The sequence below is a fragment of the Paeniglutamicibacter antarcticus genome, from assembly GCF_039544305.1.
In the GTDB taxonomy this organism is placed as follows: Bacteria; Actinomycetota; Actinomycetes; order Actinomycetales; family Micrococcaceae; genus Paeniglutamicibacter; species Paeniglutamicibacter antarcticus_C.
Map to the genome: position 1 here is coordinate 103,682 of NZ_BAABLK010000036.1, position 15,763 is coordinate 119,444.

Genomic DNA, 15,763 nt, shown 5'->3' on the forward strand with positions numbered 1-15,763 from the left:
GACTGCTGGTGGAGCGTGCAGCCTGCCAACGGGGAACTGTCTCGAAAATCCTTGGGATCGGTGGCTTCTTGTTGCGGATCAGTGCGCTGAGTGCTTTCCGCTCTCCCCGTGTTCGAGCTCGATCTCATCCAAGTCGCCGCCGCGGCCGACGCCGGCGTAAATGGCGGGATAGACGGAGCGCAACCTGAAGGCCCAAAGCAACGCCAGCACACCCGGGACAACCACGATTGCCGGTAGCAGCCAACTCAAGATGCTTGCTTCTTCCAGCCCGATGAGGACATCGAAGTTCACGACGATCGCCCCGAACAGGACAACAAGCGCGATTCCGGAGACCAGCGGGGCAATCATCGTCGTCCACTGGCTCAGTCCATGGTCTTCACGGCGGAAGTATCCGATGACGGCGAAGGATGTCAACGCCATGAGCAACACCAGGCCGAACGCGCCGGTGTTGGTCAGCCAAGTGAAGAGGGTAAGGACAGGGAACAACTCGTCGCCCCCTGCTCCGGCAAAGGCAAAGACCACCAGGAGGATCAGTGCAAGCACCGACTGGGTCAGCGATCCGGCAACCGGGGCGTGGGTGCGTGAGCTTGTCGTTCCCAGGGCTGTGGGCAGCACGCCTTCGCGCCCCAGCGAGAAGAGGTAGCGTGCAACCACGTTGTGGAAGGCGATCAGGGCGGCCAGCAGACTGGTGATGAAGAGCAGGTTGCCCAGGGTGACGAACCAGCCCGGGGTATATCCGGCCAAGAACTCGAAGATGAGTCCAGGGCCCAGTTCCCTGGAATTGTCGATGACAGCACTGTGTCCCTCGCCAACGGCCATGGCCCAAGCGGAAAACGCGTAGAAGACCCCGATGATTGCCACGGCGATCAGTGTCGCGCGGCGCGGTGTGGTCTTGGGGTTCTTGACTTCCTCGCCGTAGATGGCCCCGGATTCAAAACCCATGAAGGCAGCAATGCTGAACGCCAGCGCGGCACCGACCCCGGCGGTGAACAGGCTAGCTGGCTGCAGGGATTCGGTGGTGATGCCCTCGGGAGCAATCTTGAGTGAGAGTACGTCGTAGATGATAACGACAAGGAATTCTGCGGCAACAATGATGCCCAGGACCTTGGCGGAGAAATCCACCTTGTTGACCCCGAGCAATCCAACGACTGCCCAGCCGGCAAGGGCACAGACCCACCAGGGAACCGAAAGGCCAAAGGTCAGCCCGAGGAAATCGCCCAGTGCGAAACCGAAGAGCCCGTAGATGCCGATCTGCATGGCGTTGTAGCTGATCAGTGCGACCCACGCGCCACCGATTCCCGCAGGCTTTCCCAGGCCGCGAGACACGTAGGCATAGAAGGCACCGGCATTTTGCACGTGCTGGCTCATCGCGGTGTAACCCACGGCGAAAATCAGCAGGACGACGCCAAGGACGACAAAGGACAGCGGGATCCCCAAAACCCCGGTGACCGCGTAGTTGCTTGTCACTCCGCCGGCGACGACAGTCAATGGCGCCGATGCGGCGATGATCATGAAGACCAGCGCCGGCACCCCAAGCCGGCGGCGACCAAGGCTAGGGCTTTGGCTGGTGGTTGTTTGGCTGGATGTAGTCATGCGAGATTCCTCCTTGAGCCGTGTTTACCTCCAGCCTGCACCCCGAGGGGCCCTGGAAGCTTGGCTTTGCGTGAGTGGAGCTTGGCTAACCGTGCAGTTCTTTGACCTGCGTCACATCTGGCACTCTTGTGCCATGTGCGTCAGGACGAGCTGTTTTGCACGCGATAGGCCGAAGGTGAACAACCGTAGGCGGCCCGGAAAATCCGGCTGAAATGCGCGGCGTCCGGAAGTCCCCAACGTGCCCCGATGGAACCGACGAGGACCTTCTGCTGGAAGGGGTCAAGCAGGTCGCGGCAGCAGTGTTCGAGGCGTCGGGTGCGAATCCATTCGGCGACGGTGTGGCCGGAGTCCTCGAAAATCATGTGCAGGGAACGCAGCGACATGTAGTGGGCCGCGGCGACCGATCGTGGGCACAGTTCGAAATCGGCCAGGTTGGCATCGATATGCCCTTGGATCCGGCGCAACTGGCGCGGTATCTCGCCTTCGAGATGTTCGTCGCGTTCATGCAGTTCAGAGGCCAAAAGCGTGCTGAGCAGGTCAACGGCGTTGGCAGCCAAGCGGTGGCCGACAGGTCCCTGCAACTGCGGCAGCATGCCGGCCAGCTGGGACAGGAACGGGGTGATGGCCCTGCCCACCGGGTGCTGGGCGCCAAGACCCACCGCGGTGAGCTCACCCACCTCTGAAACGGGAAGCCCCAACTGCTTCTGCGGAAACATCAGCACAAGCGTCCGGAAGTCCTTCTCGAACAGGAGCGTGTACGGCCGCTGCGTGTCATAGATGGCCAGTTCACCGGGACGCAGCAAGGTCTCTCGTCCTTCTTGGAGCAACAGGCCATGTCCGCTCAGCTGCAGGTTCAACTTGAATTGGGGTTCGTCCCCCGAGGCCATCAGGTCATCGGTGCGCCGGATTACGTGCGCCGTCGCTGCGACTTCCATGACTCCCACCGGGCCCAGCTGTGTCCCGGCGATGCTGCCTGCAAAGTTTCCCGGACGAACCGGCTCGGAATGAAGTGGCACGAAAGCGTTGGAAACCAACGACTTCCAATCACCAAAGGAATCGACACTTTGCACCTGATACATCAGCGACAGACCTTTCCCCGTTTTCCGTCACGCATCTCTGGATGAACAATTCCAAGGGGTGCGTGAGTAGCATCACATTGCTGTCAATGTACGCGAAACAGCCAACAAAGTCACGTTTTTCTCTGCTTGGAGGTTTTAGATTCCGGTCCCTGGTTCGCTACCTGCACCCAGTAGCCGCAATTGCATTTCCAGCTGCTCCAGCAGCTGGAACGGCCCATTGAACCGGGTGTCGAGTACCGCCACTATTTGTGCACCCAAGAGGAAGGTCAACAGCGCCTCCGCGGATGCTGCTCGATCGATCCCCGCCCGGAGCTCCCCGCGCTCGACGCCTTGGAGGATCCAGCCATCGATCCACTCCCGCCATTGCGCCATGGCCTGGTCATTAAGCTCGGCGAACGCTGCGTCATGGATGGCGATCTGCCAAAACGGGATCACCACGCGCGCTTCATCCAACCGGTCCGCGTCCAGCGGCAACACTTCCCCGGCAAAGCCCCGCAACGCCTCCAACCCCTCGAGCTCCCTCGTGGCGGCCTGGATGCGCCCGTTGGTTCGCCCGAAAACGTGGGTGAACGTTGCCCGTATCAAGCTCGCGCGGGTCGGGAAGTAGGGCTTCAGCGCGCCGTTGGCAAAACCGGCCTCAGCGGCGATGTCACGCAAGGTCACCCCGTCAAACCCCCTGCGGGCAATGACCCGCCAGGTGACCTCTACTAGTTCGAAACGGCGCGCGTCATGGTCAACAAACTTTGGCATATCGCCCATCCTACTTGCATCGGCGCACGCACCCTGGCCGACCCCGGTTGCATCCCTACCTCTTGCCTTGCCAGCCAAGCACGGCTATTCTCTACATCGAGAGAATATAAATGTGCTGCACGTCACCGTGTACCACCAGGCGCTTCGCGCACTCACCTATGGAAAGGCCAAGCCATGACCCCCAACAACGCCACCGACCGGTTGACGGATATCGGAGCCTACTCGCTGGCCACCAGCGAGGAAATCGATGCCGTACGCTCTATCCTTCTTGATAACGGCCACTTCCCGGAATCAGCCCGCATCGCCTATCTTGGGCTTGAGGATCCCCGACGTGACTGCTCTGAAGTCGATCGCCGCTTCCGCATCTTCACCCTGGATGTGAAAGGCGCCCGACCCAAGGACATGGTTGTTTCGGTGACCCGCAACAAGGTGGAGACCGTCATCGAGCTCGACACCGCCGTTACCGGTGAGCTTCCTGTGCTAGAAGAGGAGTTCGAGGTCGTCGAGGAGATCCTTGCCCAGGACCAGCGCTGGCTCGACGCCTTGGCCAAACGGAACCTTGATGTCTCCAAGGTCCGCGTCGCACCGCTTTCGGCCGGCGTCTTTGAATACCCGGAGGAATCGGGCCGGCGCATCCTGCGCGGCCTCGCTTTCGTGCAGGACCATCCCGGGGATTCGGCTTGGGCACACCCGATCGACGGACTGGTGGGCTACGTGGATGTGGGCAACCGCAGCGTTGATAAGGTCATCGACCTAGGCGTCGTGCCGATCCCTGCGGAACACGGGAACTACACCGACCCCGAGCTCACAGGACCCTTGCGCACAACGCAGAAGCCGATCTCCATCACCCAGCCCGAGGGTCCCAGCTTCACCGTCACCGAGGGCAACCACGTTGAATGGGAAAAGTGGAGCCTGGATGTGGGCTTCGACGTACGCGAAGGCCTGGTGCTGCACAACATCTCCTTCGAAGACAAGGGCGCCCCGCGTCGCATCCTGAACCGCGCTTCGATTGCCGAGATGGTGGTCCCCTATGGTGACCCGTCCCCGGTGCGCAGCTGGCAGAACTACTTCGACACCGGTGAGTACCTGGTCGGCCAGTTCGCCAACTCACTCGAGCTGGGCTGCGACTGCCTGGGGGAAATCCACTACATCTCCCCCACCGTTTCCAACGCCCGCGGCGAAGCCCGTTCCATCCGCAACGGCATCTGCATGCACGAGGAGGACTTCTCGATCCTGGCCAAGCACTCGGATCTGTGGAGCGGGGTCAACTACACCCGGCGCAACCGCCGCCTGGTGATTTCCTTCTTCACCACCGTCGGAAACTACGACTACGGGTTCTACTGGTACCTCTACCTCGATGGAACCATCGAGTTCGAGGCCAAGGCCACCGGGATCGTCTTCACCTCGGCGTTGACCGACGGCGAGACACCGTATGCATCGGAACTGGCTCCGGGCCTCGGCGCCCCGTTCCACCAGCACCTCTTCAGCGCGCGGCTGGACTTCGCACTGGACGGCGGGCCGGGACGGGTCGAGGAAGAGGACGCAGTACGGATTCCCACCGGGCCCAAGAACCCGCGCGGAAATGCGTTCTCACGCAAGCGCACCGTGTTCACCCGTGAATCCGAGGCTATCCGGGATGCCGACAATTCCGTTGGCCGCACCTGGGTGATCTCCAACCCCGAATCGGAAAACCGGCTGGGCCACCCGGTGGCATACAAGTTGCACCCGCAGGCACTGCCCACGTTGCTCGCCGACGAAGGGTCCTCGATCCACCGCCGCGCCACCTTCGCCACCAAGGCCCTGTGGGTCACCGCGGCCACCGAGGACCAGCGCTATCCGACCGGCGATTTCCCTAACCAGCATGGCGGTGGCGCAGGGCTGCCCGAGTGGGTCAAGGCTGACCGGGACATCGACGGCCAGGACTTGGTCGTGTGGCACACCTTCGGGCTCACGCATTTCCCACGCCCCGAGGACTGGCCGATCATGCCCGTTGACACCGCGGGCTTCAAGATGCGCCCGGAAGGCTTCTTCGACCGTTCGCCCGTGCTGGATGTCCCGGCCCCGGCCATGGGCTCCACCTGCCACAGCTAGTCCTCGCCCCATGAGCACCCAAGCAGCCGCGGGTACAGCGCCTTGGCCGGCACCCCGGATCCCGGTTGGCATCAGCACCGCCGGCACCCGGGAGGAGAGCCCGTTCTTTGCCAGGTTCGTTGCCGTGCTGGCTGCGCTCTTGGGTGTGGGACACGTGTGGATCATGGTGGCGTTCCCGCATGGCGCATGGGTGGGGACATTGCTGGGGCTGATGGTCCTGCTGTGCCTGAAGTGCGCGCACCGAGACTGGAACCGCCCCGAAGCCCTGGTCGAGTTGCTGGCGATGTCCGCACTCATGGCATTGGTCCACATGTTCGTGGCCTTGGGGGTCCATGAACATGCGCACGGCGAGGACACCTTAGCCACCTCGGCAACCGCCGGGGCTGCGGCGATGCTGGCCGTTGCGGCAGCGGAGCTGGTGATGGTCATGCTTTGCGGGCTTGGTTTGCGGCTGGCCGCTGCGCGCAACACTTTGGGAATCACCACTCAGCCCTAGGTAGCAGGCATCACCACCGGCGGCGGGTGCGCAGGGATTTGATCCCTGCGCACCCGCCGCGGGTCTTCCGCCTTTCAGCCCTTCAATCGCGCATCGATCCCGCCCAACAGCAGGTCCAGCGGCAAATCGGTAGCTCTCCTCGTCGTGGACCTCGGCGAGCAGCCCCACGCTCGCCACGGCCAGCGGGTACCGTTCCCCGGACATTTGGGAGGAGGAGCGAACCCGGCATGTTCCAGGACCGAAAGCAATGCCTTGACAAACCCGATCCCACCTTCCTGGCGGGTGACGCAGGGATTACCGCCACCATGGATCGGGCAGGCAGCCTTCCCTCCCCATCGCCATGACACGGTCGGCGAGCGCCAGCAACAGCTCATCTGGGTCTGCGAAGTTGCGGTATACGGCGGTCAGGTCCGCTCCCGGCTGCCTGCCGATCTTCCCGAAAGAGAGTCCCTCGGGCCCCGTTGCTGCAGCAAGTTCCAGGCACGCCGCGAAGATGACCTCGCGGCCCAGGCCATGGGCCCGTGGGCGCCGGGAGGCCACGCTTTTCCTGGGTGCTTCGTTGTCCATCGCCGGTGCCGCTGGAATCCCGGACGGGGGAATCGAGATGGCCAACGACACCCACCCCTATGGACTGGCCTCCTGGGCATGGACCAGCAACGTGAACCTGGCAGTGCCTGCGGCCGCCGAGATCCAGGCGGGGTGCGTGCGGATCAATGAGCACATCCCGATCCTCGTGGAGATGCCGCACGGCGGGTACAAGGCCTCGGGCTTCGGCAAGGACATGAGCACCTACTTCTTCGAGGATTACACCACCATCAAGCACGTGCTCATCTCCCATGGCATAGCCGCCCACAAGCAATGGCAGTACACGTTTTTCGGCAGCACTTAGTCCGCGCTTTGCCTGGTGCCCGAAACCCTCCGTTCCTTCGCGATCGGTACACTATGACCTTGGGCAAGCCACGGTTCCACGTGGTGCCAGATGATCCGGAGCTGAAGTCCCTATGGGTGGACACCACCACGCCGACGTTCTCGTCGACCCCGCCAGGCGCAGACGCGCCAACCTGATCCTGTGGATCCTGTTGGCTCCCGTGGGGGTATTGGCATTCGTGGCAACACTGGTGCTCTGGCCCAGTGGCGGGATCAACGCGCAGCTGCTCGACAACCCCTTTGGCACCGCCGAGGGGGTTGAACTCTCCACCGGCGTCGTGACCCGTGCCGAAAGCGAGACCTGCCCCTCCACCGAAGGCCTGGATGAAGTAGGCGGCAAGGAACTGCCCTGCGAGGTTTCCTATGTGTCACCCGACGCCGGTGGCGCGTCCTTCGCCCTGGAGGTTCCGCCCGAAACGACCCAGTCACGCCCGCTGAAGCCCGGGGACAGGATCAAGTACCTGGATTTGTCACACAGCACCACGACCTCCTCCGCCCCCTACGTGTTCGTCGACTTCGTGCGCACCGTCCCGTTGGCCTTGCTGGGAATCCTCTACGCCGTTGTCGTATGCCTTGTCGCGCGCTGGCGGGGGCTGCGTGCCCTGGCTGGTCTTGGAGGCGGCCTGTTCTTCATCGTCACCTTCATGATCCCGGCGCTGCTCGAAGGCAAGTCCCCCATGCTCGTGGGGCTCACCAGCGCAACGGTCATCATGTTCGCCGCGTTGTACTTCGCCCATGGTTTTTCCGCCAGGACCTCGACGGCATTGCTCGGGACGCTGTTTGGGCTTTTGGTCACCGCCGCAATCGCCGGCTGGGCAACCGACGCGGCGGCACTAACCGGCGCGACTGATGATTCCGCCCTGACCTTGAGCACCGTGGTTCCGGAACTGAGCTTGTCCGGACTTTTGTTGTGCGGACTCCTCATTGCCGGCATGGGCGTGCTGAACGACGTGACAATCACCCAGTCCTCCGCTGTCTGGCAGCTGGCGGAGATCGCCCCGCATTCCACGGCTCGACAGCTTTTCGCTTCCGGAATGCGCATCGGCCGCGACCACATCGCCTCAACCGTTTACACCATTGCCTTTGCCTACACCGGGGCCGCGCTGCCGATCCTGGTCTTGGTCAGCCTGTATGACCGCCCGCTTGTCGATACGCTCACCACCGGCCAGATGGCCGAGGAAGTCATTCGCATCCTTGTCGGATCCATCGGCCTGGTGCTGGCCATCCCGGTGACCACGGCAATCGCCGTGGCAGTGGTCAAGGCGACGGGTTCCGGGAAGCAGGCAAAACCATCGGGTCGCCGGGCCATGCCAGGCACGCAAGATCCCGGAGCCGAGCTGTCCGGCTCGGTGCACTATGAGGACACAGTCCAAGCCAACCTTTAATGCTAATGATTCTCATTTAAGGTAATGTGATGACTATCAGCACTTCATCACACCCCAAAGGACTAATGCACCATGAATCGTCTCCCTCTCCGTTCCGTACCACTGGCACTTGCCGTCATCCTTGCCCTGAGCGCATGCGCAGGCGGCGCGTCCGGAGACCAGGCAGGCCCAACCGATGACCGAATCCAGGTGGTCACCAGCACCACCGTCTACGCCGACCTTGTCAGCAGGATCGGCGGAGACCAAGTCGCAGTCTCGCCCGTCATCGATTCACTTTCACAGGATCCGCATTCCTACGAGGCAACCTCGCGTGACAAGCTCGCATTGTCCAAGGCAGGTCTCGTTGTAGCCAACGGCGGCGGCTACGACGCATTCATGGACGTAGTGGCCACGGATCTGAAGCTTGACGAGGCGACCGTCATCACCGCCGTGGACTTTTCACCCGTGGCCCACGAGGACGATCACCCAGGGAACGAGAGCCACGACGAGCACGAAGGCCATGACCACGCCAGCTACAACGAGCACATCTGGTACGATCTCGAGTCGATGCGTTTTCTGGGCGATGAGATCACTACGCGGCTTTCCACTCTCAGGCCCGAGTCCGCGGAGTCGTTCAAGGGGAATGCCGCTGCCCTGGCTAGCGACCTGCAAGACCTTGAAACGAGGGTCGCGGTATTACACGGTTCACTGGAAGCACAGCACTTCTCCATGACCGAACCTGTTTCCTTCCACCTGCTGGACGCTGCCGGGATGGTGGATGCGACCCCCAAGGGACTGAGCGAATCCATTGAGGGCGGCGGCGAGGTTTCCCCGCAGGCATACAACGAGATGGACAAGCTCCTCTCGGACGGATCCATCGACTTGCTGGCCTACAACACGCAGACCGAAAGCCCACAGACCAAGCGGATCCGCGACCAGGCCGTTGCAGCCCAGGTTGAGGTCATCGACTTCACCGAGACCCTTCCTGAAAACAGCGACTACGTGTCATGGATGAGCGGCAATATCCGGTCCCTTGAGCTCCTGGCCAAGTAACCCGGTCCGGCGCGCACGCAAGAGGCCCGTCGGAATCGAACCGATTGGTCCAACCCCGACGGGCCTCTTGTCCGGCCCGGGAAGTCCGCGTCAGGTTGCAGGCTCCGTCGTGTTTGGCCAGCGCAGCAGCGCTGCGATGCCCACGCCCTCGGGCAGCACGCCGTCGGGAACGTAGCGTATGGCTGCATCTGTCAAGGCGGTGGCCCGCAACAGCACCTCCGGGGCCGGCCAGGAACCGATGACCAATTCGGTGTGGTCGGTCGAGTCCTCGCCGGTGAGCCACGGTTCGGCGTCCAACGCCATGAGCGTCTCGTCGTCCTGGTACTGGCTGACCAATACGGTGCCCGCCTGTGCCTGCTGCAATGCCGTGACGACCTCATCGAAACCCAGGGCCAATTCCGCCCGGCCGTTGCCGCTTCGGTTTGCCACGCGCTCGGACAGTTCCTGCACGTCCCTGCCCAGGACCTCGTCGACCCTTTCCTGCACGGCTGCGGCGAAGGCGTTCTGGTCCGCACCGCCGGTTCGCGTGTGCTGGTCAAGGACGCTGGTGATCGTCTTGCATGCCGCCCCCAGCCTCCCGGCCACCAGTTCGCGGGCCTTGATGTCCCCGGCCAGCACGATCAGCTTCACGTGGTTTTCACGCGCCAGTTCCTCGATCTGTTTGGCCAGCTCCTCGGCGTTTCGCCGCCAGATCTCCTCGGTGTTCGCCTGGTTCTTCGGTTCGTCATAGGGCCCCGGCACCTTTCGGGCGTGATGAGCTTCGTCCCTGTCCCCGGTGACGTCCCGGCTTTCCCCGACGCCTTTCACTGCTGAGTGGTAAAGGCCGACCTCGCCCCCGTCGCGGCTGGCTTCGGCAACCAAGTACGGGAACTGCCCGCCCCGCGCACGGGCCAGGGCCACCAGGTTGGGGAAAGGACCGCAGTCCACGTCCGCGGATTCGACCTTCAATCCGTCAATGACCTCGTCGAGCACAACCTCTCCGTTGTTCACCGCGACGAAGCGGGCGACAGGTGAGGCATGGCCGTCGGCGGGCAACAGTGCTTGCGTCAACGCCGCGATGTCGGTGTCCGTGGCCTGCTGCGAGCCGAGAAGTTTTCCTATGTGACCCGGAAGCGCGTCGATAGCTTCCTGGGCGGCAGTGGTTCCTAGCGAAACGTCTACCAGGGCCGTGCACCATTGGCCCTCTCGACGGTAAAGCGAGGCGTCGATTCCTGTGGAACCTGCGCGTGATGCCATGTGGAGCTCCTTCCCACGCGGTCTTCACCGCGTGCCGATTCGATCCGTCTGCTCACCGTAGCACCGTCGGACACTGGATCGAAAGGGTCTGCTCAAAAGCGTTTTTTGCCACCGTGGACGTTGGATTTGCACCGCATGGAAAACGGGCTTGGACCCGCGGGCGTACCCGCATGTCCAAGCCCTTTTGCCGCTAGAACAGCTAGAGCCCCAGGATGCTGGTGGCGATCAGGAAGTAGATGATCAGCCCCGTGGCATCCACGAACGTGGAGATGAACGGGTTGGAGAACACGGCCGGATCCGCGCGGACCGCCTTGCCCAGCAACGGCATCATCCCCCCGATGCTCGCGGCCATGGTGCAAACCCCCAGCAACGTCAATCCGATGACCAGCCCGATGGGAACAGAGAAGGACAGCGAGGAAATGGCAAAACCAAGCGCTCCGAGCAGCAGGCCAAGCAAGGCCCCGACCCGCACTTCGCGCAAAAACACCTTGAGCACGTCCCGCGGCCGCACATCGCCCAGCGCCAGGGCACGGGTGATGGTGGTGGCCGCCTGGTTGCCGGTGTTCCCTCCGGTGCCAATGAGCAACGGGATGAACAAGGAAAGCACCACCTGCTCGTCCAGTGCCGCCTCGAAGGTCCCGATAACCTTGACGGTCAGCGTGGCACCGAGTGCCAGCACCAACAGCCACACCACGCGGGCACGCACGATCGAGCGCACGGGAGTCGCCAGGTAGGGACGACGCAGCGGTTCGGTACCGCCGGACCGCGCGGCATCCTCGCTCTCGGCATCCTCAAGGATCTGCAGCGCATCATCGACGGTCAGGATACCGACCAGGCGTTCTTCGGCATCAACGATCGGCAGCACCAAAACCTTGGCATCGGCGCAATAGCGGGCGGCTTCCTCCACGTCGAGGGTTGCCGGCACGCTGATCGGCTTCTTCATCAAGTCCTTGACCATCGCGACCGGATCTGCGCGCAGGACATCACGCAGGGACACAACACCGACCAGGCGCCGCCCGACGTCGGTGACGGGGATGGTGTAGATGCTCTCGGCGTCATCCAGCTGGGCGCGCACCCGGGCCAACGTTTCCGTCGCTGTCATCTCCGGATGGGTGATCACGAATTCCGGGCTCATGTAGCGCCCGACCGCCCCCTGCGAATACCCCAGCACGGTGCTGGTCAGTGCGCGTTCCTTCGCGTTCAGGCCGAGGATCAGCCGGTTCGCCACCGAGGCCGGCAGTTCATCGAGCAACGCGACCCGGTCATCCGGGCTGAGCTCTGCGAAGACCTCTGCAACGTCGGCCTCCTGCAAGCTCGAGACCAGATCGGCCTGCAACGAAGCGTCAAGACGCTCGAATACCTCAACGGCTTTGTCCTTGGGCAGCGTGCGGTAGGCAAGCGCCCGGTCAAAGGTGTTGAGGCGTTCAAGCTGCTCAATGCTCTCGCTGACGCCCAGGGGGTGGAAGACTTTCGATGTCGCCGCGAGATCGTTGGCGGCAAGTGCCTTCGCGAGCTGGACTTCGTTTTCCTCGAACGAGGTGGTGGGGGTCTTGATCATGGTCCGGTTCCCTCCGGTCAGAACACACGCGGGTATCGCGCCGGGGTGCCGGCGGCGTGTGCCAGGAATGGGTGGTGTGGGCTTGGGTGTTGCGTAGAACCACGACCGCGCAGCCAACTGCATTTACAAGGGGAAACGGCTGAACAAACCAGTGAGAATCCGCTAGGGATCCGTGCCGTTGCGTGAATCTCGTGGATGGCACGTATATTCCGCTATCACACCGGTGCTTTGCACCTATGCGACGGCGAGGGGGAATATCATGCCTGGATTCTCAGTGTTTCCCGAGCATGCAGATGATGCTCGCGCGGCTTGGTAGATCGACTATGTCCGTCGTCCATGCTTGCGGTCACCTCCATCCATCTACACGCTCATAAGTCCCTTGGGCCGGAGGTTTGGGGCTTTCGCCTCACCGGGCCGGGACATAATTTCCATCCTAGGCCACCGCCGCATGGAACCGCCAATGCGCCCATGGTGCCCTTGGTCTCAGCGCTTTCGAGGCACGGTTGCCGTGGGAACCCAATAACGCCTCGTCGGCCCGGCGGAGGCAGCCACCACGTTTTCGAGCACTCCGGCGTTGGCCTCGATGGCGCGGGCCGAAGCCAGGTTGTCCTCCCGGCACGTCACCAGCGCCGAAGCGATGTTCCGCTGCGCCAGTTGGGCCAGGGACAAGCGCAGGATCTCGGTGGCGTAACCGCGCTTGCGGTGTCCGGGGCGCACCGCGTAGCCGATGTTTCCCCCGACCTGCAGGAGACTCTCATTGAGTTCGTAGCGAATGCAGGTTCTGCCCACGAGCTCCCCGTCGGCAAAGGCGCCCCACAGCGCCGAACGCACCCAGCCCGGCGGCAGGCCAAGCCCATCTTCGTGCGCCTGGAGTTGCTCGAGGTAGGAATCGAATCCCCGCCGAGGTGAATAGCCGAGCAGGAAGTCAAAGTCATCGGCATCGAGCTCGGCGCGTGCGGCAACCGCATCGATGGCATCGGTTGGGGCGAAGGGACGGATTTCGAGCATGCCTCGAACGCTACCAGTTGTACGGGCCAGCGCCGCACCTCGAAGCAGGAAGCCCGGCACCCGGGGTCCCTTGCGGGACCCTGCGGGAACCGGGCCATGAAACGCCGGTGTCTAGCGCCCTAGCATTCGATGACGTTGACGGCCAGGCCGCCCATCGCTGTTTCCTTGTACTTCGAGCTCATGTCCTTGCCGGTTTCACGCATGGTGATGATGACCTCATCGAGTGTCACGTGGTGCTGCCCGTCGCCCATCAACGCCATCTTGGCGGCATTGATGGCCTTGGACGAGGCGATCGCATTGCGTTCGATGCAGGGAATCTGCACCAGCCCGCCAATGGGGTCGCAGGTCAGGCCGAGGTTGTGTTCCATGGCGATCTCCGCCGCGTTCTCCACTTGGTCAACCGTGCCTCCGAGGATCTCCGCCAGTCCGCCGGCGGCCATCGAGGAGGCCGAACCGACCTCGCCCTGGCAGCCGACCTCGGCGCCGGAGATCGAGGCCTGCTCCTTGTAGAGCACACCGATCGCGGCGGAGGTGAGCATGAAGCGCACGATCACGTCCTCGCGTTCCTCCTGGCTCCAGTACTGGGCCCCGGGTGCGTAGTGGGTCGCGTAGAACATCACCGCGGGGATGATCCCGGCAGCGCCGTTGGTCGGTGCGGTGACCACGCGCCCGCCGGAGGCGTTCTCCTCGTTCACGGCCAGCGCCACCAGGTTCACCCACTCCTGCCAGAACACCGGATCGCGCTCCTTGTCTTCCTTGGTCAGGCGCTTGTGCCACTCCGGTGCACGGCGGCGTACCTTAAGCCCGCCGGGCAGCACGCCTTCGCGCTCCAGTGCCGAATCCTTGCAGTCTTCCATGACCTGCCAAATGTGCAGCAGGCCCTCCCGGATCTCTTCCTTGGAGCGATAGACTTCCTCGTTGGCTGCCATGACCCCGGAGATGGGCAGACCGGTGGTTGCGCAGTGCTCCAGCAGCCTCGCCGCCGTGGTGAACGGGTAAGGCTGCTGGTTCACGGCCTCTTCGATGTTCGCCGCGATCTTTTCCTCGGCACCGTCGCGAACGATGAATCCGCCGCCCACCGAGTAATAGGTATCCTCGGTGAGCACGTTTCCATCCGCGTCGAGGGCAGCCATTTTCATGGCGTTGGTGTGCCGCGGCAGGATCGTTAGCGGGTGCTGCATCATGTCCTCGACCTTGTAGTCGATTTCCTTGCCGGTCCCCACGGCACTGCACAGCTGCAGCTTGCCCGTCGCGGCCATGTCCTCGAGGCGCTCATCGACCTCCGCAGGCAGGATGGCCTCTGGGTCGTATCCCTCAAGGCCCAGCATGATGGCTGTGAAGGTTCCGTGGCCGCGGCCGGTGGCAGCAAGCGAGCCGTAGACATTCACGCGCAGCGTTGCGGTGTCCGCGAGCTGCCCTTCGCGCACTAGCTTGACGGCAAAGGCGTGGGCGGCACGCATGGGGCCCACCGTGTGCGAGGACGACGGCCCGATGCCGACGGTGAATAGATCAAAAACGCTAATAGCCATTGAACTTGCTTCCTTCTTCAGTACTGCCGGGGAACGGGGTCGGTGGTGTGCTGCACACGATGTCTCATGTGACGCGCGCCACGACCGGTGGCTCAAACACCGCGAGCCCGGGTCCAAGAGGATCCCGGGCTCGTGGCGTGGGGCCAAAAGGCCGGGATCAGGCCAGTTTGGCCAAATCCGGATACAGCGGGTGCGCATTAGCCAAGGCATGCACACGGTCCTTCAAGGCAGCCAGTGTTGCCTCGTTGTTTTCCTGGGTGCCCGCAATCAGGGTCTCGGCAATGATGTCCGCGACCTCCACAAAAGCAGCCTCGGAGAAACCACGGGTAGCCAACGCCGGGGTCCCGATACGCAACCCGGAGGTCACCATCGGCGGACGCGGGTCAAAGGGGACCGCATTGCGGTTCACCGTGATCTCGACCTTCGCCAGCAGGTCTTCGCCCTGCTGGCCGTCAAGTTCGAAGTTGCGCAGATCCACCAACACCAAGTGCACATCGGTGCCACCGGTCAACACCGAAATACCGACCTGCGCCACATCGGGCGCGCACAAACGCTCAGCCAGGATCCGCGCCCCGGCCAAGGTGCGCTCCTGACGCTCCTTGAACTCCGGGGTTCCGGCGATCTTGAACGCGACGGCCTTACCGGCAATCACATGCTCCAACGGACCGCCCTGCTGGCCCGGGAACACCGCGGAGTTGATCTTCTTGGCAATCGCGGCATCGTTGGTGAGGATGATCCCGCCACGCGGACCGGCCAAGGTCTTGTGCGTGGTGGAGGACACCACATGGGCGTGGGGCACCGGGGAGGGGTGCAACCCGGTGGCGACCAGTCCGGCGAAGTGCGCCATGTCCACGAACAGGTACGCGCCGACCTTGTCGGCGATCGCCCGGAAACGCTCGAAGTCCAGCTGGCGCGGGTAGGCGGACCACCCGGCAACAATCATCTTGGGCTGGTGCTCGATGGCCAGGGCCTCGACCTTGTCCATGTCCACCACCAGGGTGTCCTCTTCAACACCGTAGGGAACGATGTTGTACAGGCGTCCGGAGAAGTTGATCTTCATCCCGTGGGTGAGGTGCCCG

General features: G+C 63.1%; 14 protein-coding genes. 5 read left to right on the forward strand and 9 right to left on the reverse strand.

Features of this window, described 5'->3' with window-relative positions; genetic code table 11:
- Window positions 1–78: 78 nt before the first annotated feature.
- From ABEA12_RS14115 to ABEA12_RS14125, 3 genes are all read right to left on the reverse strand, one after another.
- Complete coding sequence (locus ABEA12_RS14115; protein WP_210099826.1) at window positions 79–1,593, reverse strand: APC family permease; 1,515 nt, start codon at window positions 1,591–1,593, stop codon at window positions 79–81.
- 140 nt (window positions 1,594–1,733) lie between these two features.
- On the reverse strand, window positions 1,734–2,672 hold the full coding sequence (locus tag ABEA12_RS14120) for an AraC-like ligand-binding domain-containing protein (RefSeq protein ID WP_210099825.1): 939 nt from the start codon (window positions 2,670–2,672) through the stop codon (window positions 1,734–1,736).
- A gap of 135 nt (window positions 2,673–2,807) precedes the next feature.
- Window positions 2,808–3,422, reverse strand: a complete 615-nt coding sequence (locus ABEA12_RS14125) for a TetR/AcrR family transcriptional regulator (RefSeq protein WP_210099824.1) — start codon at window positions 3,420–3,422, stop codon at window positions 2,808–2,810.
- Window positions 3,423–3,596: 174 nt separating this feature from the next.
- Here ABEA12_RS14125 and ABEA12_RS14130 point away from each other — a divergent pair, with 174 nt between their 5' ends.
- Window positions 3,597–5,513 (forward strand): primary-amine oxidase, encoded by a 1,917-nt coding sequence (locus ABEA12_RS14130; RefSeq protein ID WP_210099823.1) that lies wholly within the window; start codon window positions 3,597–3,599, stop codon window positions 5,511–5,513.
- A 10-nt stretch (window positions 5,514–5,523) separates the two neighbouring features.
- Window positions 5,524–6,009, forward strand: coding sequence for a hypothetical protein (locus ABEA12_RS14135; RefSeq protein ID WP_210099822.1), 486 nt, complete (start codon window positions 5,524–5,526; stop codon window positions 6,007–6,009).
- A gap of 294 nt (window positions 6,010–6,303) precedes the next feature.
- On the opposite strand, the gene ABEA12_RS14140 is transcribed toward ABEA12_RS14135, so the two are convergent.
- Entirely contained in the window at window positions 6,304–6,549 is a 246-nt protein-coding gene (locus ABEA12_RS14140; protein ID WP_345468696.1) for a TetR/AcrR family transcriptional regulator, read from the reverse strand.
- Between the two features lie 19 nt (window positions 6,550–6,568).
- Here ABEA12_RS14140 and ABEA12_RS14145 point away from each other — a divergent pair, with 19 nt between their 5' ends.
- The 3 genes from ABEA12_RS14145 to ABEA12_RS14155 all read left to right on the forward strand — a co-directional run bounded on the left by ABEA12_RS14145 (window position 6,569) and on the right by ABEA12_RS14155 (window position 9,353).
- Window positions 6,569–6,898 carry an aldehyde dehydrogenase family protein gene (locus ABEA12_RS14145; protein WP_345468698.1) on the forward strand — a complete coding sequence of 110 codons (330 nt, stop codon included), beginning with the start codon at window positions 6,569–6,571 and terminating at the stop codon, window positions 6,896–6,898.
- 112 nt (window positions 6,899–7,010) lie between these two features.
- Window positions 7,011–8,321, forward strand: a complete 1,311-nt coding sequence (locus ABEA12_RS14150) for a YibE/F family protein (RefSeq protein ID WP_210099820.1) — start codon at window positions 7,011–7,013, stop codon at window positions 8,319–8,321.
- A gap of 72 nt (window positions 8,322–8,393) precedes the next feature.
- Window positions 8,394–9,353 (forward strand): metal ABC transporter solute-binding protein, Zn/Mn family, encoded by a 960-nt coding sequence (locus ABEA12_RS14155; RefSeq protein WP_210099819.1) that lies wholly within the window; start codon window positions 8,394–8,396, stop codon window positions 9,351–9,353.
- 90 nt (window positions 9,354–9,443) lie between these two features.
- On the opposite strand, the gene ABEA12_RS14160 is transcribed toward ABEA12_RS14155, so the two are convergent.
- The 5 genes from ABEA12_RS14160 to glyA form a co-directional block, all read right to left on the reverse strand.
- Window positions 9,444–10,589: a baeRF2 domain-containing protein gene (locus ABEA12_RS14160; RefSeq protein WP_210099818.1), complete on the reverse strand. Its 1,146-nt coding sequence runs from the start codon at window positions 10,587–10,589 to the stop codon at window positions 9,444–9,446.
- Window positions 10,590–10,788: 199 nt separating this feature from the next.
- The gene (mgtE, locus tag ABEA12_RS14165; RefSeq protein WP_210099817.1) at window positions 10,789–12,147 is read right to left on the reverse strand and encodes a magnesium transporter; all 1,359 of its coding nucleotides are present in this window, start codon (window positions 12,145–12,147) and stop codon (window positions 10,789–10,791) included.
- Window positions 12,148–12,630: 483 nt separating this feature from the next.
- Window positions 12,631–13,155, reverse strand: coding sequence for a GNAT family N-acetyltransferase (locus ABEA12_RS14170; protein ID WP_210099816.1), 525 nt, complete (start codon window positions 13,153–13,155; stop codon window positions 12,631–12,633).
- A 119-nt stretch (window positions 13,156–13,274) separates the two neighbouring features.
- Window positions 13,275–14,684, reverse strand: coding sequence for an L-serine ammonia-lyase (locus tag ABEA12_RS14175; RefSeq protein WP_210099815.1), 1,410 nt, complete (start codon window positions 14,682–14,684; stop codon window positions 13,275–13,277).
- 157 nt (window positions 14,685–14,841) lie between these two features.
- Window positions 14,842–15,763, reverse strand: a 922-nt coding sequence (glyA, locus tag ABEA12_RS14180; RefSeq protein ID WP_345468702.1) for a serine hydroxymethyltransferase, incomplete at its 5' end; no start/stop codon positions are given.